Raw genomic sequence first — 21,247 nt, forward strand, 5'->3', positions numbered from 1 at the left:
GCTCAATCGGCCTCGAACCTATGGTCAGATATAGACATTATGCAAGGATTGTTCATAGCTCCATGTGGGTTTGAACAGCTCTTGCTGATTTAGAATCTTTTTATTGGATATCTTTAGCACATTTGTAGGTGTTTTGGCGGACATACATACCTTTCATTCTTCTGTATTTTATCAAAATAAATCAATTCCATTTCTCTCTGAAGCATTGTCAGGGTGAATGGATTCTAGTGCGTATTTGGTTGGCTACACTAGTTACTTGAAAATATTCTTACACATAGAGCTTTTCATATAATTTTAGTGTTCTATTTGAAGTAATGAAAGGGAATGATGTGATAAAAGAAATAAGGCTTCATGCGCTTGCTCAACTAGTCGTATTTTTGGGGTTTGTTTTTTGCTCTTTTACTATTGCAATTGCGGCAGAAAGTTCCAATTATGCTTTAAATATTTCATCCACAGATACTGTGAACCTTACTAGCGGGACATACTCTGCTGATGGTTCTGGTTCCGAGGTCTATGGTATTTATTCCTCTGCATCGTTACTTAATATAGGTGATTTGGGGGCGGGAACAACTGTGAGCGCTACGGCCACAGGTAGCGGAGCTCATTCTTACGGCCTATATTCTACTGATATAAATATTACGACAATGGCCGGGGCAGTGAGTGCAACAGCTGAGAATGCTGTTCAGGCGTTTGGCTTGTACGCTGATGGCGGCACGAGTGACGGCAATTTGAATATTGAGACTCTGTCAGGGACTGTAACCGCAGAGGGTACCAATGCCGCCGCTGCCGGTCTGTGGGCAAGGGGGGGGATGTCCAGCCATGGAATAATAGACATAACAACCCTTTCGGGAATGGTAAGTTCTTCGGCCTCCAATAGTGACTCATACGGCCTATATGCCAGTGGCAGAACGAATATCACAACCTTGTCCGGCACAGTAAGTAGTACAGCTTCCGGTTCAGTTTCAGAGGAACGACTAGTCTACACTAATGGAGTAGATGCTACCGGTGGATTATCGGAACTAACCTATGATCACGGCGCAACAGCTTATGGTTTAAGGACTCGTAATGTAAACATTGGAGCTCTGTCCGGCACAGTGAGTACCACCTCTACAGAAGGTACTGCCTACGGTATATTTAGCTCCAACGATGGGATCACCATTGGTGAATTGTCCGGTAATGTAAATACTTCTTCCCTTGGTGGCACGTATGCCACCGCAGATGTTTACGGAACAGTCACAACCGTCAATGCTCCCGCTTATAGTCTTTATGGTGATTATATAAGTATTGGAACGTTATCCGGTAGTGTCAGTACCAAGTCCGCCGGAGGCATAGCCTATGGCTTGTATTCCTCAGGAACACTCAACGGCGGTGATGCTGATAATGCGATGCTGATTTCGGGCTCGGTGGAGGCCACGGGTGGAAACGGGGCGTATGCCCTGTATTCCGATGGCGCAGCCAATGTATATGTCACGGGGGCACTTAAGGCCACTGCGTCTAGCGGTACCGCTTATGCTATTAAAACCGGTAACAGCGCAGACAAAGTGACACTGGGCACTGGTGCAAATCTGACCGGAGCAGTAGATCTGGGGGGAGGGACTGATAAATTAGCATTGTTGGGATCCGGCACGACTTCTTCAGTTTTCAGCAATATTGAAAATCTAGAGGTGGGTGATGGCAGCACCTCAACAGATTGGATCTGGGGCGCGAGTTCCAGTGCCTCCGTCTTTGATTCCATCAATGTTTATTCCGGTGCCGAACTAACCACGGGTCGTGATGTCAGCTTGAACACAAAAAGTTTTACTGTCGCTTCCGGAGGAACACTGAACATCGCGGCCTATGGGCAAAGTACGGCCGGCGTCACGGTTACAACAGCGACTATTGACGGCAAACTTGGTGTGGATCCTTCTTCCGGATCAGTAGGTACTACCTCGCAAATTCTTTCAGCCAGTACGTCTCTTAGCACTACGGGCGTGGTCTCTAACAACCCTAATTTTACGGTAACTCGTACTGATAATGATGCCTCAGGCACCGTGACTGTGTCGACATCTTTTACCCCTCATGATGACGAGTCCTCTTTAGGGACTGTTGCTTCACTGACCTCGGCTCAGGCCTTTTCTTCTGTTGCCCAGAGCCGCAACCTGAGTATGCTGGCGGAAAGCGGACAGGATAGTGATAAAGAAATTTTAGTAGCTTCCAGTGGCTCGCTCGCCGGATTGCTCAGTCCTCGCAAACCGGAGTCGTCCTGGGGCATGTATTTACAGCCTGTATTCAGTCAGGTCTCCCGGAATGGCAATTCTGAAAACGAGGGTTATGATTCCTATATGGGTGGGCTGGAACTGGGCGTTGACCGCAAGTTCGGTGAGAACTTGGTGTTGGGTTTCATGGGCGGGATCGGTATAGGCCAGATTGATTTCAGCGGGTCAGATTTTGTGTCCGGTGATTCAGAGAGTCAGTATTTATATGTAGCCGGACTATACGGAGGCTACAAGTTGAAGGATTGGACCTTTAGCGATACCCTGAGCACAACTTATGCAACTCACGAATCTTCCCGCAATGCGGGGCTATCGCAGACGGCCAAAGGCGATTACGACTCTATATTAACCTCCAACCAGTTTACGGCCATTTATCACTGGTCTCCAGCCAAAGACTGGGAGGTCGCTCCGCGCATCGGGCTGAACATAACCCATCTGCATCGAGAAGGGTTCAGCGAGACCGATGCCACCAATGCGGTCTCGTATGACGATTTGGATAAAACTTTTGCTGACGGGAGTTTGGGGGTACGTGTCAAGTATGATATTTTGATTAAGGAAACTCTTGTTACACCGTATGCTGGCTTTGGAGTTGTTCATTCAATAGGTAACAACGATATCACAGTCCTCCAGTATTTACCCACAACCTCAGCGCAGGTGACAACAGAGAATGATTCCAATCGTGTGACTCCAGAATTTGGTGTGACTTTTGGGCAGGGGAATACTTCCTTCACCTTAAGCTATGCCGGAGAGTACGGTGAAACAACGGAAAGTAATTCCATTTTTGGTGTTCTGCGGATGGATTTTTAAGTTGTTTATGTCAGCGCATGCAGAGATTTATTGCTTGTGAATAAACGATAAGCGATATGTAAGAAGTTTATTTAATTCAATAATATTTTTAATGTCTCATATAATTAAGATCGCAAAAATTCTCTTCAGAATTGTTTAAATCTGGGGTTCTTACTCTGATCTTTTTTTATCCTGAAGTTCTGAAAATGATTTCCAGCACTTCCACAGAATCACCAAAATAATCAATCCACTCAGTGACCAAATCAGACCAATCAGGATAACCTTCAATGTTTAGGTGTTCTTGGTTGAGACTGATAGCTCAGCCATGCCGAAGGATCAATCTCAGGGAGCTTTAACCCGTGTCCTCATCCCCCAGAGAAGTGTTCTAGAGATTATTTAAAAACGAGCATTTTTTGCGGTAAGTGAAAATATCATGCTGGTGATTCAGTATGGTCCTGATTTTGAGTAAAGCTGTCACCTCATATCATCCACGGTCACTAAAAAAGTTGTACAGAAGTTGTACAAAATTGCGTTAGGCACAAAAAAAGGGTCTACGAGACAACTTAGAAGTTGTTCATAAACCCTTGATTTTCTTGTGGTACCCAGAGCGGGAGTTGAACCCGCACAAGCGTAAGCTCGAGGGATTTTAAGTCCCTTGCGTCTACCAATTCCGCCATCCGGGCACGGAAAGTACTGCTTGATATACTTTGTCTTTTACGTAGTCAAGTCTAGATTAAGTATATTACAGAAGATTTTTCATGTCGAGATAGTTTCTGTACAGTCTTTTGCTGATTCTTGAGAATTTATCAAGATCAGAAACAATTTCCAGACCGGGGACGATAGCCCTTGTTACCGGAATCTCGAGGTCCTTGCGAGTCAGGTCTACATAGTATGGCGTGAATCCATTAATTGCCAATGTATTTTCAATGACCAGCACATCTCCTTCAGCGCTTCCGGTGGTCAGGTCGGGCAGCTCTTCCAGCTTGCGGACAGGCAGCCCTTCGGGAATTTCCGCTGTGGGAGGTCCGGGGAAGGGGTAAGGTATTTCGGTCAGGGCTGAGAGTAGAGCGCGTTTACCGGAGAGGGAGCAGCCTCCACCTTTATTGATGTCGCCGTGTTTGCCGACAGCAAAGGCTGTGTAGCAGGGGATACCGAGCTCAGAAGTCTTGTCCTGAAACCAGACGTTAATCCCGCTTTGCGCGAGCGCATCGAGATGTTTTTGTACTTCTTCATCTTCTGTTTCGATGGTGAAACATTTCTCCTTATCAAACGGGATAGTTGCGTCAGAATCCCTTTCCAGAACTTCCAGCAGGCCGCTGAGACGTGCTTCAGCCATTGTGTTGCCCGATGCAAGTCCGGTGGAATTCAGGCCGCTGAAAAGATTCTGCTCGTCAAGATTGCAGAATAGGAAAACGTGCTGAACCGGAATCTGCGTCGCTACGTGATTTTGTCCGTCGAATTTTTCCGCAGGCATCCACCATAATTGTTGCTCGGCGTAAGGTGTTTCAAGGCTCAGGTCTTCCGGGTTGAGGGCCGGACCCTGCTCGGAGATTTCCGCGTATGATCCTTTGACCACAGGCAGGGCGGTTGTGCGGTTTGCTACACCTGATTTTCCTATGGTTGCGTATGAACTGACTCGCTCGGCAACTTCCATGGCGCAGGAAACACAAGCCTGTTCAAAGCTGAAACCACGTCCGTAACTGGTTTGAATAGCACGCAGGGAGTTGTCGAGACTGCCGCTAGCGGTGCGGTTTTCAACCATCCAGTTATGGAGCACCGCAAAGGGGCTGAGGCATCCTTTCTGGCGCATTTGCGGACCCATGAATACGCCTGCAGCTTCAAGTTTCTTGTTGGCATTTGCGGTTACTTGCTCAATGGGAGCGCGTTCTTTGGCCGGGGGGAGTTTGCTTTCTGCCTCCAGCTTTGCGCGTATTTCGGAAGCGGTGGTGAAAATTTTAGAAGGCAGCTCATCTTTTTTGTACAAAGGTTCTAGTTCTGCAGCTTCTGCTGAAGGCATGTCTTTGTGCATGTCCATATTATCGGAGAAGAGTCCGGTCCATTTGTTGTGCAGAGGCTGGTCCTGCTGAAGATGAGAACGCAGATGCAGGGTCGGGCTGAATTCCTTCAGCTCTTCGGCGTCAAATACCGCTTCAACTTCGGCGCGAATGGAAGCCAGCCGGGGGTGGGTTACGGCTGCTTCGTATATGAGTGCGGCGAGGACTTTCTTTTTTGGATCGTCTTTGATCTCTTTGATCAGCTTTTGAATCTTACGTGTGCGGTGCTTGCCGAGCATATCCAGCATGTGGCGATGCATAAATTCATCATAAGGATGTGCTTCCAGATGGGCCAGTACTTCGGAGAAGCTCAGGTTTGGACCGGGGAACGCGGCAAAGCAGCCGGTTCCGGAAAGAGTGTCCATCAGTTTGAGTTCGTAGCGCATATTTTCCCCTAATTATTGTTTTCTGAAATGAGATTTTTAAGTAATTAAACTTTGAGCCGGTCAGCGTGTGTTATCCTTATATGATTTGGATGTCACGTCTATTTCGGACTTTGAAGGTATGGAATTGGGAGAAGTAAGTGAAGATGGAAAAGAAACATCCGGTGAAACATTATTCGAAAAAGATGATTTTACACGGGATTATTATGTTGCTGTTTGTCGGGGCTGTTTCCCTTGCGATCGAGCATTGGGGCGAGGGGCATCTCTCCGCTTTAACCGATTGGATTCAGGCCAGAGGTAATTTCGCGCCGTTTTTATTCATGCTGATAAATGTGATAGGCATGGTTCTGATAATCCCCCAGACCCTGTTTACTGTCGTTGCCGGGGTGCTTTTCGGTGCGGCAAAGGGTACGGCTATGTGTCTGACGGGTATGGCCGTAGGATCTTCATTGTCATTCTTTCTGGGGCGATTTGTGTTCAGAGAAAGGGTGATCAAAAGGTTCAGGACTGACCCCAATTTTATGAAAATGGAAATGCTCAGCCGCAAGCATCCAATCAAGGTGCTGGCTTTAAGCCGGATAGTTCCGGTGGTTCCGTATCCGGTGGCGAATTATTTATGGGCTGCTACAGGTGTGCGTTTTCTGCCTTATATTGTGATGAGTGTGCTTTGCCTTGTTCCCGAGACGGTTTTTCTTACCACCGGGGGGCATCTGCTTTCCGCCGGGGTGCGTAAGGGAAGTCTGGACCTGACCATGCTTGGTGTGCTGGTTGCAGCGGCTCTGCTGATTTATTTCCTTGTGCGGGCGGTGCGCCGAAGCATTGAAGCTGATGAATGATCAGGGCTATTCAAGCATGGTGGCCAATGATTTCTGCCCTGATTCCATTTGTATGATGTAGATAGGCTTTTCTGCGCCGTTCCCGTGAAAAGATATTTTTCCGCAGACTCCTTCAAAATTTGTTATTCTCGCGAGTCCATTACGGATGCCAGCTGCTGTGGAGTCTTTTTCGCCCGCTGCCGCAAGGAGCATGATGGAGTCGAACCCCAGCGCCGCGTACCCTGTCTGTGGGGCATTCCCGAAAAGTCCCTCATAGGACTTAACAAATGAACGTACAATCGGGGCTTCCCGGTCCATTGAGGCTTGTGAAGCATAGTATATAGTATCCGGATATTCTTGCATTCTTTGCTGCATGAAAACTGTATCAAAGGTCATCCCACCCAGAATTGGATACGGTTTCGTGTTTTTGAGCTGTTCCAGCAGCTTTGCAACGATGTGAGCCGGTGTGAAAATTATCACTGCATCCACCTGCGGCCGGTCCGGTTCGGCATCCCGTTTCTGGATGGTTATCTCCGCTGCACTATCATCAAAATCGCTGGCTCCGACAGTATCATCAACTACTGTGCTGTTTGTATTTTCGGGCGGGATCAAATCTTTCAGCTTTTCACTGATAAAAGAAAGATTCTGGTCTGCCTCGGTGATACGCATTTCAGCCATTATATTTCCGCCGTTTTGTTTGAAGCGGCGGGCAAAGCTGTCAGCCTGCCGGGCGGAGCTATCGGACAGGTCCGAGCGGATCAGCATTATGTTGTTGACCAGCATGGAATTAGTGGAGAATTCAGCAAGCAGCTGGCCGGTCCTGATATCCGGTACAGCAAGGCTGAAAATATTGGAACCGATGTGCGACAGATAATCGGCCTGAGCACCGCTGCACAGGAAAGGAAGGTTGGCAGCTTGAAATGCCGGCGCAGCTGTGAGAGCCGTATCCTCGGAGATTATGCCCGTTGCGGCGATTATTTTTCTGGTTTCAACAAGCGAATCAACTACCTTCAAGATTCCGCTGGGTTGGCCGGTACTGGATTCAATCTCCAGCTGGATTTTACTGTGCTTGCCTGATTCATTAATTTTTTTTGCTGCCAGCAGTGCGCCGTTTAAAGCTTCCTGTGCTGTAGGCGCCAGACTGCCTTTCAGCTCGAATATTGTCCCCAAGACCATTTCCCCGGCAAAGGCCGGTGAATTCAGGAAACAGAAACAGGCCAGTAAGACAGCAAAAAATCTCATACGCCGCTTCCTTTACGCTCTTTGCGTGTTTTTATAATCTTGAAAGTTCTTTTTTGTTCCGTTTTTCCTTTTTTGTTTCCGGTCATTTCTGGTCTTTTCTCTACAGTCTTTGGGCGATCTTTTTTCGTGGAAACTTTTTCCTTTTCGATTTTTTGCTCTTCTGATCTGCGCCGGCTTTCTTCACGCAATTCTCTTTTTTTCTTGAATTCCGTTACCGCTTCTTTGAAGGAATCTTTTTTGTTCGTGAATGCGACTTTTCCGGCATGTACGATTTCAGTGATTTTTTTCACTTCCCAGAGTTCGATGGGCCGGGGGTGTTTGATGTAAACCGGGATTATTTCGTGGTGGTGCAGATCAATAGAAAGAGGCAGCTGACTGGTCAGGATGGAGCGTTTGAAGATGCGCGATGTATTGAAATAGCTGGAAACAAAACTGTCCGGTTCCGGGTTGCAGGCATCATCAAAGTAAATGGCAATAATGATATCTATCTGCCGTTTCACGCATTCCATAATCGGAACAGGGGATGAAAAGGCTCCGTCAATGAGTCTTCTTCCATCCACATTACCGGGGGGCATAAGCGGATAAATGGCGCTGCTGGCGTAGATGGCCTGAGCGAGATTTCCTTTTTCAAGGATGACCGGTTTTCCGGTTTGCAGGTCTGTTGTAGCGATAAGTGTCTTCGGTGAGAGGTCGGAGATATCGGTTTTTTTGAAGAGATTTTCGTAGGTCCGGCGCAGGCAGTCTGTTTTGAGTATGCCGGATTCTGCTGTGAATTTTCCCATGCCGTTGCTGGCGATTTCCAGCACTGAGTTGTAGTCCACATCGGTGTAAAAGCGCGGGTCGACGGTTTTGGAAAAAACGTCCTGAATCTGTTTTAGATTATAACCGGCACCCATGAAGCCGGCGAGCAGGGCACCGCCGCTTACACCGATCACAAGGTCTATCTCGATATTTTCAGACTGCAGGTATTCGATAAATGGCAGGGCGCAAAAGGATTTTATGCCTTCGGAACCGATGATCAAAGCCACGGAAGGACTTTCAGGCTTTTTTAAAGCCTCAGGCTGCCCGTTTTTTTTAGGCTGTTCTGTTTTCTCGAGGGATCCCGGCTTGTCTTTGTCTTCCATTATCTCTCCGTGATTTACATGGAAAGATACATTGGCTGGGTGCAAAAAACAATATTAATTACCCGGAGATGGATTTCAAAAAGTCTTTAAAGGCTGGAAACATGTTTTCGACCATGACTGCCACGCCTTCGCTGTTGGGGTGAACTCCGTCCGGCTGGTAGAATTCCGGTGATTCTCCAATGCCTTTGGTCAGATTAGGGTAGAGAGGAATGCTGAATTTTTCAGCAATTTCCGTGAATATGCGGTTAAATTCAGAGGCGTAGGAATGGGGCGTGAAATTCATGGGTTTAAAGCCGAGCAGCAGAATGGGAATGGCTGCTTCCTGAAATGCTTCCACCATGCGCTCAAGGTTCATTTTAGTCTGCTGCGGGTCCATCAGCTGGAAACAGTCATTGGCTCCGAATTCTATGTAGGCAGCATCCGGTGCGCTCTCTAATACATCGGCAAGGCGAAACAGCCCGTCCGCGGAGGTATCCCCGGACAGGCCGAAATTATTTATTTCAACATGGAGGCCTTCCTCAAGCAGTTTGCGCTCAAGTTGGGACGGAAGAGAACTGTACGCCGGAAGACCGTACCCTTCTGTAAGACTGTCGCCGAAGGCTGCCAATGTTATTTTTGCCATGCTTATTTTTCTCCCTCGCGCAGCCAGTTCTGAAAGCTGGCGACTTCATCTTTCCACTGATCAGAGATGCGGATGGTGATGAATTCTTTGAAAACATGATCAAAGAGTGTGAGGCATTTTTCTATAAGGAAAATTTTTTCCAGAAACTTTGCGTCCGGATCATCACCTTCTTCATCTTTCATTTCGACTTTGGGGGTCTTCAGCCCGCTCATGGTGAAATCTTCGGCCTTGATCTGAACCTGCCAGAGGTTTTCGTCGATTTCCATCTTCAACTGACAGCGGGTTACTTTTTTACCTGTACGCAGTCCATAGAGGACTTCGGTCATATCTCCGCTGGCGGAGTTTACAGTGGCGGTATCCACGTTTTCTCCGTCGCCACCCTGAACGGACATGCGTTGCTCCATATAGAGCATGAAGCGTTCGCCGTTTTCCAGTTCGAACATGCCGTCCATAATTTCGCTTTTATACCACAACCAGGTCAGAAAATCCTGACCCAGAAGAGTGTTTTCCCTTTCGGCAAGCATCATGAGGTCCATAACTATGCTCCTTTAAGTAAATTCTTTTAGTCCCTAGCCTACAAAATAGGTGGGATCGAGCGATTCGAGTTTCTGTACAGCCTCTTCGCCGAGTATTTCCATTGCCAGAAAGAAGGGAGTCAGCGGTTCAAGGGTCAGTTCAAAAGTGTCGGAAAAATGGTCGGTAAAGAGGTCCATAACCTTGCTGTTGGTAGCGGCAAGGTAGACCCGGTTTTCAGGAACGTTCCAGACCACATCGAAAACAGCCGGGATGGGCAGGGAACGTGCGCGCAGTTTTAGGTTCACTTGTTCCTTGATTTCCCTTTTACGGTCCCGTGATACGAAATTTTTTCCTTCTTTCTTTGCTTCGGCCAACTCGTGGTTGAGAGCTATTTGAAAATGTTTTTTCAGCACCGCGGGCTGAATTCTGCGGGTATCAAGGCGCAGAGAGAAGGTGAAATACTGGGCCTTTTCAGGTGGCGATACAGCCCATTTATCATCAAGCATATCATCCATGTTCACCCAACCGAAGGAACGTTCTTCCGCAGTGTGATCAATATCCATGAATGCGAATTTAGCTAATTTTTCGGGTATTTCCCGAATTAAGTCATCGCTGACTTCTTCCAGAATCCTGTACCTTGTGATTCCTGTGCTGGCTGAAAGTATTGGCAAAGCATGCTCCTTGAACCGGCAGTCATTTTGTTGGCAATGCCGGATTTATTTCGCTGTGATGAAAAATACAATCGACAATAGTTATGTTCATTCGCCCCTGATGTAAAGGGAAAGAATTGCCAATCAACGAGTATGGCATATTAGGTGCATAATATAATTTAGTTGTAGAAGATTGTAAATTAGGCAACCCCTCAAGGAGGATTCAGTTAGTAAGAACTGATGCAAGCTGGTGGAGGTCGTTATGACTCTCATGGATGTACGGATCGAAGGTAATTATTTCGTTGTAGGTAATCAGCGTAGAAAAATGTTGACATCCGAAGGGTGCAACGAGCCGTTCAAGGACCGTTTCTGGTGCCCGCGTAAGAAGTGGTTTATGAAAAGTACCTGTCCGTTTATCAATAAGCTTGAGTGCGGTAATTATCGCCATATGTGCGGATCTCTTTGATTGCAGAAGTTTTACTGGCGTGATTTTTCCCTTGCTTTTTTTTTCGCTGAGGATTTAAAAATGTACGGTAATAAAAATTAAAGGGAGTAAAAATGAGTTCCGGTAATCCGTACATGCAATTGGCAGCCTGGCTGGAGAAGGAAGCTTCTGAAATACGTGAAATAGAGCGTGAAGCAGATCATGTCCTGCATAATGAGGGTGACGAGGACGCGTACAGGGAACTGATGCGTGCCAAGGCCTTGAAACTGGCCTCGCTTGAGGAGCAGAGTGTTGAGATTGTCCAAGAGGAAAATCCCGCGCTAGTTGCGGTTATGAAAAGGATAAAAAGGTTTTCGCAATCCGCGGCGCAGTCGCTTAGGGTCGGCAGTGTGTTTTTCATGTCAGCCCTGCTTTATCCTGAAAATTATAAGCACGGCGAACGTAACGATCTGGAGAATTTTGTCGCCGAGTTAAGATCTTTAGCGTCGTCTTCTGCGGATTAAACTGATCTTTGAGTGGGTATTATTATTTTTATTTTATGTCGGTTGATTTTGCCGTGGTGTTGATATATCAAACTACCTTGAACGAAGGGGGCAGACTTGGAGAAATAGTCTGTCTTGTGATAATTCTACAGGAAGTATTGGAAGCTGATGTATTATTCTGAGAAAAGAACACCTCGCATTGATGGAGCTGTTAAACCATTGAAAATTTTACTTGCCGAAGATTGTGAAAATAATGTCCTTCTGGTGCAGTTGTACCTGAAGAGTTTTCCGTATTCTATAGATGTAGCTGAGAATGGTAGTCAGGCATTTGATTATTTTCAGCGCAATGAATACGATGTTGTACTTATGGATATTGAAATGCCGGTGACCGACGGATACGAAGCAACGACCCTCATTCGTGACTTTGAAATCAAAAATGAGCGGACCAAGACCCCGATTGTCGCTGTTACCGCACACGCACTTCCCGAGAATGAAGAGCGGGCCTACGAAGTAGGCTGTGACTTTTTTATTACCAAGCCTGTCCGTAAAGCGGATCTTATCTCCACTGTCCAAAAGTACGGAGCCGGTGAAGCAACCTAGGCTTTTCCTACACCGTTAACTACGTTTATAGTTTTTCCGTCTACGAAAGCCTTTACATTAGCCACGGTTGTCTGGGTCAGTCTTGAACGCGCTTCAAGAGTTGCCCATGCAATGTGCGGGGTTATCGTCAGGCGCGGAGCTCCCGAAAGGGGATTGCCCGGGAGCATGGGTTCCGCCTCCACAACATCGAGTCCTGCACCGGCTATAACTCCTTCGGTCAGCGCTGCGGCAAGATCCGCTTCGTTGATGAGCGGTCCGCGGGCGGTATTGATCAGGTAAGCGTTAGACTTCATGGTTGAGAGCAGATTTTTATTGATAAATTTTTCATTGTCGGCGGTCAGCGGGCAATGAAGGGAAACAACATCCGCTTCCCGGAAAAGTTGCTCAAGGGGAACGAAACTGAAAGGTTTATAATCCGGTGCCGGTTTAGGCCTCGGCGCGTAAACCAAGACTTCCATGCCGAATGAGTTCGCTATACTTCCCACCTTCCTGCCTATATCACCGTATCCGACGATGCCCATCTTTTTCCCGGCAAGTTCGATGAGCGGGGCAGTCCAGAAGCAGAAATCCTCCTGCTCTGCCCACTGCCCGTTTTTTACTGCCTGATCATGCATGGCAATCCTGTTTGCGTGATTCAGCAGCATGGCGAATACGTGCTGGGCAACTGAAGGAGGCGAGTAGCCCGGAACATTTGATACCGGAATGTTACGCGCTGCTGCCGCTTGCAGATCCACCACATTATACCCGGTTGCAAGTACGGAGATGAATTTTAAGTTCGGCAGGGCATTGATGGTTTCGGCGCTGAGTATGGTCTTATTGGTGAGGATTATCTCTGCATCCATGGACCGTTCAAGTATCAGGTCCGGTGAGGTGCGGTCATAGGCGGTCAGCTCGCAAATTTTTTCCAGATCGGTCCAGGGATTATCGCCGGGATTGAGTGTATAGCTGTCGAGAATAACTGTTTTCATTGTGGTGTTCCTTGTTTTCCGGCCCTTTAATCGGGATTAAAGCTTGATCTTTTTATTGGAAGCGGTAACTACGCCGCGTTTTTTCTGGGCTTCGACTTCTTTTGCAATTTCTTCTTCCGTGTGGTCCGGGTGTTTGCCTGAATGTTTCTTTTGGATAAGCCGTTTCTGGGCGGCGAGAATTATTTTGCTGATGATTTTGTCTTGGGATCTTTCCAGATCCATAAATTCACATCCGACAACTTTAGGAGTTCGGCGCATAACTTTCAGTTTAAGATTTTTAAGGATGGGCTTTCCAGACCAGAGCAAAATCGTATCCAGAACGGTTCCCTCAGGAAATTCTTTAGAGCTGGCAAAGCCGATTCCGCTGGCGCTTAGATCTAGAATTCTGCATTTGACCCTTGGTTTCCGGCAGATAACATGCATGTTGTCAACTTCTATTCGATAGGCTCTGCGGGCGGCTGGAACTGTTTTTTGCGGTTTGTAATCAATGTCCAGCGATTCGCATTTTTTTCTGCCCAGCATGCGGTCGAGCTTGCTCGTTAGTGTACTGAGCAGCCCAGTTTTTTTCTTATCCTTGCCCATTCGTTACCCCTGATGAAAGGTGTTTGGATAAATAAAGTGTGAAGGATTTTCAACTTGTCAGCATTATTAAATTAAATATGAGATGCAATCTTTTTTTATCATATCTGTCTATGATTCTTTGTCAATATTTATACTTAAACTAGAGCTTGACATTCTTGCAAATAATAGAGAAGTATATTCAAAATTTTGGTAATAAATCTGGTTAAATACTTGGAGGTATTTGGGCATGATAGGCGAACTGATTCATAACATGGGCCATAGCAGCACAGCTGGCTTTGTAGGTGTTTCTCTTATTTTTGTTTACCTTGCATGGATTCTGTTCATGGCATTTTTCAGAATCGAGGAAGGCAAAAAAGAAGGTCATCATTAGGAACTTTTTTGGAGGGGGGTGAACCCCGGTCCAGTAAAAAAGGCGCGTATTACGCGCCTTTTTTTTATTCAAATTTGCTGTTTATTTCAGAGAGTTGCTCCAGAATTATTTTTAACTGGGCATCAAATCTCCGGGCCAATGCCTGAACCCTCTCTTCCTTTACTTTGGCACTGATATCCTTGATAAATAATTTACGTCGCTTGAAATCATTAAAAGCGTATCCGCATTTCTTTTTGAGCAGCTTGGCTTCCCGGCTTTGGAATTTTTTTTCTTTTTTTACGAGATTCACCACCGAAAAAAGTGAGCTCAGGCTGTGGACCTGCATTTTGCTGGTCTTGCACATATCCGCCATATCCTGCAGGGCATAGACCCTGTCCGGGCGAGTGTCTGATCCTGCTATCTTATCTATCTCCATGCGCAATGTCTTGATGGCTTTTTCGGTATCTGAAAGTTTGCTGAACTGAACGGAGAGGTCCTGTACTGCACAGAAACCAGCTGCCGGAGCAAGTAGCGCAACAATAATTACCAAACAGAGTCCTATCTTTTTCATGAGTTTATCGCCTTCGCGTCGTTATAGAGTTCAATCAGATACTGTCCGTAGTCGTTTTTAAGCATGCCGTCCGCCAGCTTTTTCATATCATCTAGGGAGATGTAACCCATGCGGAAGGCTATCTCCTCCAGACAGGCTAACATAAATCCTTGTCTTTCCTGTACGGCTTCCACATATGAGGCCGCCCGAAGAAGAGATTGGTGAGTTCCCATATCCAGCCATGCATAGCCGCGTCCAAGGAGTTCTACATTGAGTTTGCCCTGTTTGAGGTATTCATTGTTTACATCGGTTATCTCAAGCTCTCCGCGAGCTGACGGTTTTATTTTTTTGGCAATTTCAATAACTGAATTGTCGTAAAAATATAATCCGGTCACGGCAAATTTGGATTTAGGCTTTTGCGGTTTTTCTTCAATGCTGATCACGGTCTGTTCTTTGTCGAATTCTACAACGCCGTATCTTCTGGGATCTTTGACAGCGTATGCGAAGACGGTTCCGCCTTCATTTAAGGAAGCGGTTTTTTGCAGTATGTGTGGCAGGTCATGACCGTAGAATATGTTATCACCTAGAATCAGGCTGACGTTATCGTCGCCTATGAAATCTTCTCCGATGAGGAATGCCTGCGCGAGACCTTCCGGCTTGGGCTGTTCCTTGTATGAAATGTTGATCCCGAGGTGGGAACCGTCGCCGAGGAGGTCTTCAAATCTATGCAGGTCTTCGGGGGTGGAAATGATCAGGATATCCCGGATGCCCGACATCATGTGGATTGATAACGGGTAATATATCATTGGCTTATCGTAGACGGGCAGGAGCTGTTTGCTGACTACTCTCGTCAGGGGATAAAGTCTAGTTCCTGAACCACCAGCCAGAATTATTCCTTTCATATTTGCACCTTCCTTGTGCTTGTATTATTCGTTTATTCACAGCTAAATTAGCAATAAAATCTTGTGGTGTCTGTATTTATAGCATTTAATAACCAGAAATTGTGCACATCTGCAAAAAAGGAGTTTCGTTGGATGCGTGGACCCATGTTTTCTTTACCGACAGTCATGTTTCTGGGAATTATATTTTTTGTCCTCATATTCTTTTTGTTTATATTTGTACAGGTTGGTCTTGTTACCGTGGCCTTCTCCAAATTGGGACTGACCCCGGGGCAGGGCTTTCTGCTGCTGATAGCGACCCTTTTCGGAAGCGGTGTGAATATTCCGATCTTCCGTTCGGAAAGGCTGGTTCCGGATATAACCGTCAGGCGTGTCCGCATGTTTAATCCTTATTCTCCTATTAACGGACAGCGTGAAACTGCAACCCTGACTAATCAGGTCGTAGCCGTTAATCTGGGCGGTTGCGTTATCCCGGTGCTTCTTTCCCTTTCCCTACTGAGTCGATCAGGGTTCAATTTTTCCATTCTGCTTTGCATCGCAGTGGTCAGCGCAGCTGCCTATGCACTTGCCCGGCCCATTCCGGGGGTTGGGATTGGTATTCCGGTGCTTATTCCACCGCTGATTACCGCTCTGGCCGCCCTGATTTTTGTTCAGGGTGAAATGGCGCCTATAGCGGCTTATGTTGCGGGTAGTCTGGGAACTTTGATAGGAGCTGATTTGTTGCATTTAGCTACTCCGGCTACTCGGCGGATGCTGGACGCTCCGCTCGTTTCCATTGGCGGTGCGGGAACTTTCGACGGTATTTTTATCACCGGTATTCTGGCCGTATTACTGGCCTGATTTTTATAAGGGAGATATTTCTGTGTTTAAATGTGATTTTTCCAAGGTAAAAGGCGCTGGTGCAGGTAGCATAATTTTGCTTGGCGAAACCAGTTTTATGCCTGCAGGGTGTCAATGTGCGGTCCTTAGCGGTGAAATTCCCAAGCTGCGTTCCGGAGCGGTTCTGACTGTATCCGGATTAGGGGTCCTACGTGTAATCTCCGGCATCTGGACAGCCGGTATTCCGGGAGCAAAGTCTTGGACAGCGGAAGTTTTGAGCGAGCTGCCCGGGGAACAGACTGAAGTTTCAGTGACAAAAGAAGGCTATTCCCTGGCATATGTCACTCTCAGCGACAAAGGGGCGGCAGGCGAGCGCGAAGATCAGGCCGGACCCCTCATTGCTGAAATGATAAAAAATGCACTTCCGCTTTCCATCGTGCAGGGATATCTGATTGCTGATGAAAGTGATGATTTGAAGGCACTGCTGATGCATCTTGCCCATGTAGACGGTTTCGATCTGATCATGACTACCGGGGGAACCGGAGTCGGCCCGCGTGATGTATCCCCCGAAGCAACCATGGCGGTCATTGATAAAAGGCTGCCCGGTTTTGAGCGGGCAATAACCATGACAGGGCTTGCCAAGACGCCTCACGCGATGATTTCCCGAGCTGTAGCCGGAACCATAGGTGATAGCGTGGTTGTTAATTTCCCGGGAAGTCCCAAAGCTGTCCGGGAAAGTCTTGAGGCCGTTTTGCCTGCTTTGAAACATACGGTTGATAAACTGCAGGGGGATAAAACCGATTGTGCGCAGGTTTCATAGTGTTTAAAACAAAATTGACACTTGATTCCCTGCTCAGGAACATCTATATAGGGTCTGATTTTGTATATTAATTTCTTTTAAATAATAACAGCACGCTCAGGATGTGAAGAATGAAGCGCATTATTTCATTTTTAATTGTATTAATTTTTACGTTGTCAGTGGCCGGTTTCGCCAATGCACAGCAGGTCGAGAGTGCTAATGCCTCCGGTCAGGACAATGCTACCGTCTCTATGGAGCAGGCTACCGTTCAGGTTCCGCAGGCCGTTACGGATGGAGATGTGGATGCAGATATGACTCTCACTCTTAAAGAGTGTGTCGAGCTTGGTCTGAAGCAGAATCCTACCATCATCGCAGCCCGCAAGAATCTCCTTGCCGCAGAAAGTGATGTGAAGAGGCAGCGCGGTGCTTTCGGTGCTCCTGTGACCACCACTTACGGTTATACCCATTACAGTGATCAGCCACGCAATGGCGATGTAAAAGCTGATTATCAGGATAAATGGGCATTTACCGCTAAGATCAGCCAGCCGATTTTCAAGGGTTTTGAACTGCTTTCCAAATATCAGAAAACAAAACTTCAACGCGAGTCCACCGAGGCCAGCCTCTATAATGCGGAATTGACTCTGATCAGTAATATTCAGACTTCATTTCTGACTTTGCTGCAGGGACGTATGGAAGTTAAAAGTAAGCAGGATTCCGTTGCCCGTCTGCAATCGCAGTTGGACGTTATTCAGGCTTTTTATCAGGTCGGCCTTAGACCCAGAGTGGATGTCTTGCAGGCGGAAGTAGAGCTTGCCAACGCGGAGCAGGATCTGCTCATCGCTAAAAACTCTGTGGATTCAAAGGTTGCAAGGCTGAACACTCTGCTGAATCTGCCCATCGAAAAGAAAGTTAATTATTCAGGTGAGCTGACTTATCTGCCTTTTTCCATGACCCTTGATCAATGCATCGGTAAAGCGGAAAAAGGCCGTCCGGATTTGAAAATCGCACGTAAGGCCGTGGAAATATCTGAAAAAGATGTGACCCTCGCTGAAAGCGGTTATTATCCTGATTTGACTGCGGATTTCAATTACAGCAGTGCAGGCGGCGACCCCTCAGTAAGCAAGAATAAATATAATTATGAGAATCGTCCCGATTCATGGAATGTAGGGGCAAACGTGAACTGGGAAGTCTTCAGCTGGGGTCAGACCTACTATGATTCCAAACGTGCTGAAGAGAATGTTAAAAAGATTAAAGCTGAATACGATAATACAAGGCTTGAAGCGGAATACGAAATCAAGGATCAGATGCTCAGTCTTAAAGCTGCTGCTGACCGTATCGGTGTAGGCCGCAAGTCTGTAGAAGCCGGACGTGAAGGTTATCGCATGGCCATGGCCCGGTATCAGGCTCAGGTGAGCACAAACAACGAAGTACTTAACGCGCAATCACGCTTAAGTGATAGTGAAGCCCAGCTTATTCAGGCTCTTTCGGATTATCAGGTTGCATTGGCTAAGCTTTATGTTGCAATGGGTGATATGAATCCATCACTTAAAACCAATTAATTGTCAGGATCAGATTTTAATCTGATGCATTGAGTTTATTCGTCCGGCAGATTGCTTCGCAGCAGTCTGCCGGATTTTTGTTGTAGACATTGTGCTGCTATAAAATTTATATGTTTAAGCGGATGGAGAGAATAATGTTTAATAAAAGAGTTTTCAAAAACACCGCTGATGCCGGTGAAGGTCATAATGGACACTGCCGTGCATGCGGAGGTGATCTATATACTTACCGTGAGTGTCCTAGAGTTATTTTACGCTGCGGAGAATGCGGTAAAAAATTTAATATTGCAGATTATTCTGAATTTATTGATGATGAATTTGAAGAGGAAATGGCAAACGTACCCATGAACAGACTATAGGGGATGAATGCAGAAATGTTCAGAAAATTCAGAGTGGTTCTTTTTATCTTTTTAATTGCTGGCGTTGTGTTTGCCGCTGCCGCATCCGCTTCCGCGACTGATTCCCATAGCTGGGACGGGCTCAAAGATAGATTGGTTACCGATGGCTTTAACCGGGAATATGTGGATTCGGTTTTTTCCGCCAGCTCACTTAAATATGATTCCACAATGATGGCCCGTAAGATGCGCGTTCTTCTCAAGCGCAGATTTGAGCCTCCGGCGAAGAAAGTCGCTCGCGAAAAGCAATTTGATGAAAGATATATAAGCCCGGTCATGCTGGCTGGGGGCTATTCCTATCTTCGTGAACATTATGATTTATTGCTGAAAATAGACAAGCGTTACGGGGTCGCTCCTTCTGTTGTGGTTGCCCTGCTGCTTGTGGAGACCAAGCTTGGTTTCACCCTCGGAAATGCGCCGGCCTTTAATAATCTGGCCAATATGGCTGCCAGTTCGGATCCCCTAAAATTTTTTGATGAACTCGGATACAAAAAGCTTGATGATGAGGATATGCGTTGGCTGAAAAAAAGAACCCAGAAAAAGGCCGATTGGGCCTACAGGGAACTTTCGGCGTTACTTAAATTTTCTTCAGATAATACAATTGTTCCAACGGATATTCCCGGTTCACCGTACGGAGCTTTCGGGATATGCCAGTTCATGCCCAGTACCGCCCTGCATTATGCTGTGGATGGTGACGGTGACGGGCGTATTGATCTTTTCGGACGCGACGATGCCTTGTTCAGTATGGCCAGTTTTCTGGAGCGGCACGGCTGGACAAATTCTTTGAGTAAGGAAAAGAAACTGAAAGTCATCTATCGTTACAATCATTCCATGGTCTATGCCCGAACTATCTACGAAGTGGCCCGCCAGCTTGAAAAGATTCGTTCTACTTTCGGCCCGGCTTAATCTGAAGAAGCAGCCCTGAACCTTATCATAATTTTACGGTATTCATCAGACTTGAGCCTTTAAGTCGGTTTGAAATAAAAAAGCGCAATATAATGTTATATTGCGCTTTTTTATTTGCGTTTAGTGCACATCCGGTCCGGTCTTATGAAATAATCATTACCGGTCCGGGAACCGTGGGCATTACATTATACTCTGGTATAGAGTCATGGTTCGTTTTAGAAAATTTTCTCCTGAAAGCTGGGACATGGTCCTTTTGTGCTCAACAACAAGTTCTTCCAGAAATTCAGGCCTGTTTATTGTCTCAGTCAGTTTTAAAGAAAGCTGCGTAACATCTTGCGGCGGTACAATGGCCTGCTCGGGCAGCAGGTCCGGCATTACTCCAACCGAGGTTGAGATTAGCGGTCTGTCGCAGGCCATTATTTCAAGTGCCGCGCGGGCAATTGTCTCGGACCAGAGTGAAGCAACAACCCCGATATCAATGGCTGAAATACAGGCGTTTACGTCTTCGCATTTTCCGCTGATGGCGGTGATGTCAGCTATGTTGTTGTCTTTCAGCCATGTATCCACCTCGTGTTTGCTGGTGGCGGTAGGAAAGCCGATCAAAAAAAGTTTGATGCTTTTGCCCTGCACGTTGATACGGGTTTTGGCCAGTGCTTCGATAAGTTCCTTCTGGCCTTTTACCCGGTCGAATCTGCCGAGCATTCCGACGACGATATCGTTATCGGAAAAACCGAATTGTTTGCGTATCTTTTCTCGGCCCTGCGGATTAAAGTGGAACTTGTCGCTATCCACACCGCCGTGGATGAGCCAGAGCCTGCTTTCGTCCAACTCCATTTTTTTGAGAAAATGGTCGGCCATTCTTTTATTGGTAACGACCACAGCGTCGGCTATTTTGGAGTGCAGGTAGCGGTTGAAAAAATCGCTTTTGGGGAGCCTTTGGTCGCCGCGTGTACGCACCAGTTTGAAACCCATACGTATTTTACGCAGGATTCCCCACCAGAAAAATGCTTCCCCGCGATGGCAGTTCACCATGTGCGGTTTGTGTTTTTTTACCAGTGCAAAAACTTGTGAACAGGCTTTTATAAGCTTATGAGGCCGTGCGGAGTTAAGTTCAATGGTTTTCACGTTAAGCCCCATTTCAAGGGCGGTTGCCTCGGTTTCGGAGTTGGGAACGGTGATAACCAGCACGTCATGCCCTGCATCTTGCAGTAATTTGCTTAAATATAGGGCATACCATGAAGTGGCGTTGAACCAGCGGACATTGATGACTTGGAAAATTCGCATGTGAGTTGGTGGTATTCCGTAAAGAACTAAAGGGTCTAAAAAAATAACCGATTTTGATTATGTTCTGAAAAATTAGCCTTGTGTAACTGTACACAGGATATGTTTTTTTACTAATATGAGCAAATAACATTTGGCATATGAATTATTTTTAATGAAGCAGTATAGGTGA

General features: G+C 46.6%; 22 protein-coding genes and 1 tRNA gene. 11 read left to right on the forward strand and 12 right to left on the reverse strand.

Translation table 11 applies throughout. The features are described 5' to 3' along the window. Positions 1 to 461: 461 nt before the first annotated feature. Positions 462 to 3,059 carry an autotransporter domain-containing protein gene (locus tag ACKU35_RS09875; RefSeq protein WP_319759057.1) on the forward strand — a complete coding sequence of 866 codons (2,598 nt, stop codon included), beginning with the start codon at positions 462 to 464 and terminating at the stop codon, positions 3,057 to 3,059. A gap of 575 nt (positions 3,060 to 3,634) precedes the next feature. On the opposite strand, the gene ACKU35_RS09880 is transcribed toward ACKU35_RS09875, so the two are convergent. Both ACKU35_RS09880 and ACKU35_RS09885 read right to left on the reverse strand, forming a co-directional pair. Further along, positions 3,635 to 3,721 (reverse strand) — tRNA-Leu (locus tag ACKU35_RS09880). Between the two features lie 59 nt (positions 3,722 to 3,780). Then, the gene (locus tag ACKU35_RS09885) at positions 3,781 to 5,478 is read right to left on the reverse strand and encodes a YcaO-like family protein (protein WP_319759058.1); all 1,698 of its coding nucleotides are present in this window, start codon (positions 5,476 to 5,478) and stop codon (positions 3,781 to 3,783) included. Between the two features lie 143 nt (positions 5,479 to 5,621). Between ACKU35_RS09885 and ACKU35_RS09890 the strand changes: the two genes are divergently transcribed. Beyond that, entirely contained in the window at positions 5,622 to 6,311 is a 690-nt protein-coding gene (locus ACKU35_RS09890; RefSeq protein ID WP_319765384.1) for a VTT domain-containing protein, read from the forward strand. A gap of 6 nt (positions 6,312 to 6,317) precedes the next feature. Here ACKU35_RS09890 and ACKU35_RS09895 read toward each other — a convergent pair whose 3' ends face one another. From ACKU35_RS09895 to rdgC, 5 genes are read right to left on the reverse strand one after another with little or no spacing between them, the layout of a single operon-like run. Then, a complete protein-coding gene (locus tag ACKU35_RS09895; protein ID WP_319759059.1) occupies positions 6,318 to 7,532 on the reverse strand; it encodes an ABC transporter substrate-binding protein in 1,215 nt (404 codons plus the stop codon). After that, the gene (locus ACKU35_RS09900; protein WP_319759060.1) at positions 7,529 to 8,656 is read right to left on the reverse strand and encodes a patatin-like phospholipase family protein; all 1,128 of its coding nucleotides are present in this window, start codon (positions 8,654 to 8,656) and stop codon (positions 7,529 to 7,531) included. The genes ACKU35_RS09895 and ACKU35_RS09900 overlap by 4 nt, the downstream gene beginning before the upstream one ends. 58 nt (positions 8,657 to 8,714) lie before the next feature. Then, positions 8,715 to 9,278, reverse strand: coding sequence for an arylesterase (locus tag ACKU35_RS09905; protein WP_319759061.1), 564 nt, complete (start codon positions 9,276 to 9,278; stop codon positions 8,715 to 8,717). Positions 9,279 to 9,280: 2 nt separating this feature from the next. Beyond that, positions 9,281 to 9,814 carry a hypothetical protein gene (locus ACKU35_RS09910; RefSeq protein ID WP_319759062.1) on the reverse strand — a complete coding sequence of 178 codons (534 nt, stop codon included), beginning with the start codon at positions 9,812 to 9,814 and terminating at the stop codon, positions 9,281 to 9,283. A gap of 33 nt (positions 9,815 to 9,847) precedes the next feature. Continuing rightward, a complete protein-coding gene (gene rdgC / locus ACKU35_RS09915; RefSeq protein WP_319759063.1) occupies positions 9,848 to 10,465 on the reverse strand; it encodes a recombination-associated protein RdgC in 618 nt (205 codons plus the stop codon). 241 nt (positions 10,466 to 10,706) lie between these two features. Between rdgC and ACKU35_RS09920 the strand changes: the two genes are divergently transcribed. The 3 genes from ACKU35_RS09920 to ACKU35_RS09930 all read left to right on the forward strand — a co-directional run bounded on the left by ACKU35_RS09920 (position 10,707) and on the right by ACKU35_RS09930 (position 11,971). Beyond that, on the forward strand, positions 10,707 to 10,910 hold the full coding sequence (locus ACKU35_RS09920) for a hypothetical protein (RefSeq protein ID WP_319759064.1): 204 nt from the start codon (positions 10,707 to 10,709) through the stop codon (positions 10,908 to 10,910). A gap of 92 nt (positions 10,911 to 11,002) precedes the next feature. Beyond that, entirely contained in the window at positions 11,003 to 11,392 is a 390-nt protein-coding gene (locus ACKU35_RS09925) for a hypothetical protein (RefSeq protein WP_319759065.1), read from the forward strand. A gap of 198 nt (positions 11,393 to 11,590) precedes the next feature. Further along, positions 11,591 to 11,971, forward strand: a complete 381-nt coding sequence (locus ACKU35_RS09930; RefSeq protein WP_319759066.1) for a response regulator — start codon at positions 11,591 to 11,593, stop codon at positions 11,969 to 11,971. On the opposite strand, the gene ACKU35_RS09935 is transcribed toward ACKU35_RS09930, so the two are convergent. After that, positions 11,968 to 12,939, reverse strand: coding sequence for a D-2-hydroxyacid dehydrogenase (locus ACKU35_RS09935; RefSeq protein ID WP_319759067.1), 972 nt, complete (start codon positions 12,937 to 12,939; stop codon positions 11,968 to 11,970). The two genes, ACKU35_RS09930 and ACKU35_RS09935, sit on opposite strands and share 4 nt — an antisense overlap. A gap of 36 nt (positions 12,940 to 12,975) precedes the next feature. Then, complete coding sequence (locus ACKU35_RS09940) at positions 12,976 to 13,521, reverse strand: PilZ domain-containing protein (RefSeq protein WP_319759068.1); 546 nt, start codon at positions 13,519 to 13,521, stop codon at positions 12,976 to 12,978. Between the two features lie 226 nt (positions 13,522 to 13,747). Between ACKU35_RS09940 and ACKU35_RS09945 the strand changes: the two genes are divergently transcribed. After that, positions 13,748 to 13,891 carry a hypothetical protein gene (locus ACKU35_RS09945; RefSeq protein ID WP_319759069.1) on the forward strand — a complete coding sequence of 48 codons (144 nt, stop codon included), beginning with the start codon at positions 13,748 to 13,750 and terminating at the stop codon, positions 13,889 to 13,891. Positions 13,892 to 13,955: 64 nt separating this feature from the next. Here ACKU35_RS09945 and ACKU35_RS09950 read toward each other — a convergent pair whose 3' ends face one another. Next, a complete protein-coding gene (locus ACKU35_RS09950; protein WP_319759070.1) occupies positions 13,956 to 14,441 on the reverse strand; it encodes a hypothetical protein in 486 nt (161 codons plus the stop codon). Beyond that, positions 14,438 to 15,322, reverse strand: a complete 885-nt coding sequence (gene rfbA / locus ACKU35_RS09955) for a glucose-1-phosphate thymidylyltransferase RfbA (protein ID WP_319759071.1) — start codon at positions 15,320 to 15,322, stop codon at positions 14,438 to 14,440. Before rfbA ends, ACKU35_RS09950 begins: the two co-directional genes overlap by 4 nt. 132 nt (positions 15,323 to 15,454) lie before the next feature. Between rfbA and ACKU35_RS09960 the strand changes: the two genes are divergently transcribed. From ACKU35_RS09960 to ACKU35_RS09980, 5 genes are all read left to right on the forward strand, one after another. After that, positions 15,455 to 16,159: a DUF1614 domain-containing protein gene (locus ACKU35_RS09960; RefSeq protein WP_319759072.1), complete on the forward strand. Its 705-nt coding sequence runs from the start codon at positions 15,455 to 15,457 to the stop codon at positions 16,157 to 16,159. Between the two features lie 22 nt (positions 16,160 to 16,181). Beyond that, positions 16,182 to 16,958, forward strand: coding sequence for a MogA/MoaB family molybdenum cofactor biosynthesis protein (locus ACKU35_RS09965; RefSeq protein WP_319759073.1), 777 nt, complete (start codon positions 16,182 to 16,184; stop codon positions 16,956 to 16,958). A 110-nt stretch (positions 16,959 to 17,068) separates the two neighbouring features. Beyond that, entirely contained in the window at positions 17,069 to 18,496 is a 1,428-nt protein-coding gene (locus ACKU35_RS09970; RefSeq protein ID WP_319759074.1) for a TolC family protein, read from the forward strand. A gap of 134 nt (positions 18,497 to 18,630) precedes the next feature. After that, entirely contained in the window at positions 18,631 to 18,852 is a 222-nt protein-coding gene (locus tag ACKU35_RS09975) for a dual CXXC motif small (seleno)protein (RefSeq protein WP_319759075.1), read from the forward strand. 15 nt (positions 18,853 to 18,867) lie between these two features. Next, positions 18,868 to 19,794 carry a lytic murein transglycosylase gene (locus ACKU35_RS09980; RefSeq protein ID WP_319759076.1) on the forward strand — a complete coding sequence of 309 codons (927 nt, stop codon included), beginning with the start codon at positions 18,868 to 18,870 and terminating at the stop codon, positions 19,792 to 19,794. Between the two features lie 180 nt (positions 19,795 to 19,974). Here the strand turns inward: ACKU35_RS09980 and ACKU35_RS09985 are convergent, their stop codons facing one another. After that, positions 19,975 to 21,078 (reverse strand): glycosyltransferase family 4 protein, encoded by a 1,104-nt coding sequence (locus tag ACKU35_RS09985; protein WP_319759077.1) that lies wholly within the window; start codon positions 21,076 to 21,078, stop codon positions 19,975 to 19,977. Between the last annotated feature and the right edge of the window lie 169 nt (positions 21,079 to 21,247).

The sequence above is a fragment of the Maridesulfovibrio sp. genome (assembly GCF_963676065.1).
In the GTDB taxonomy this organism is placed as follows: Bacteria; Desulfobacterota; Desulfovibrionia; order Desulfovibrionales; family Desulfovibrionaceae; genus Maridesulfovibrio.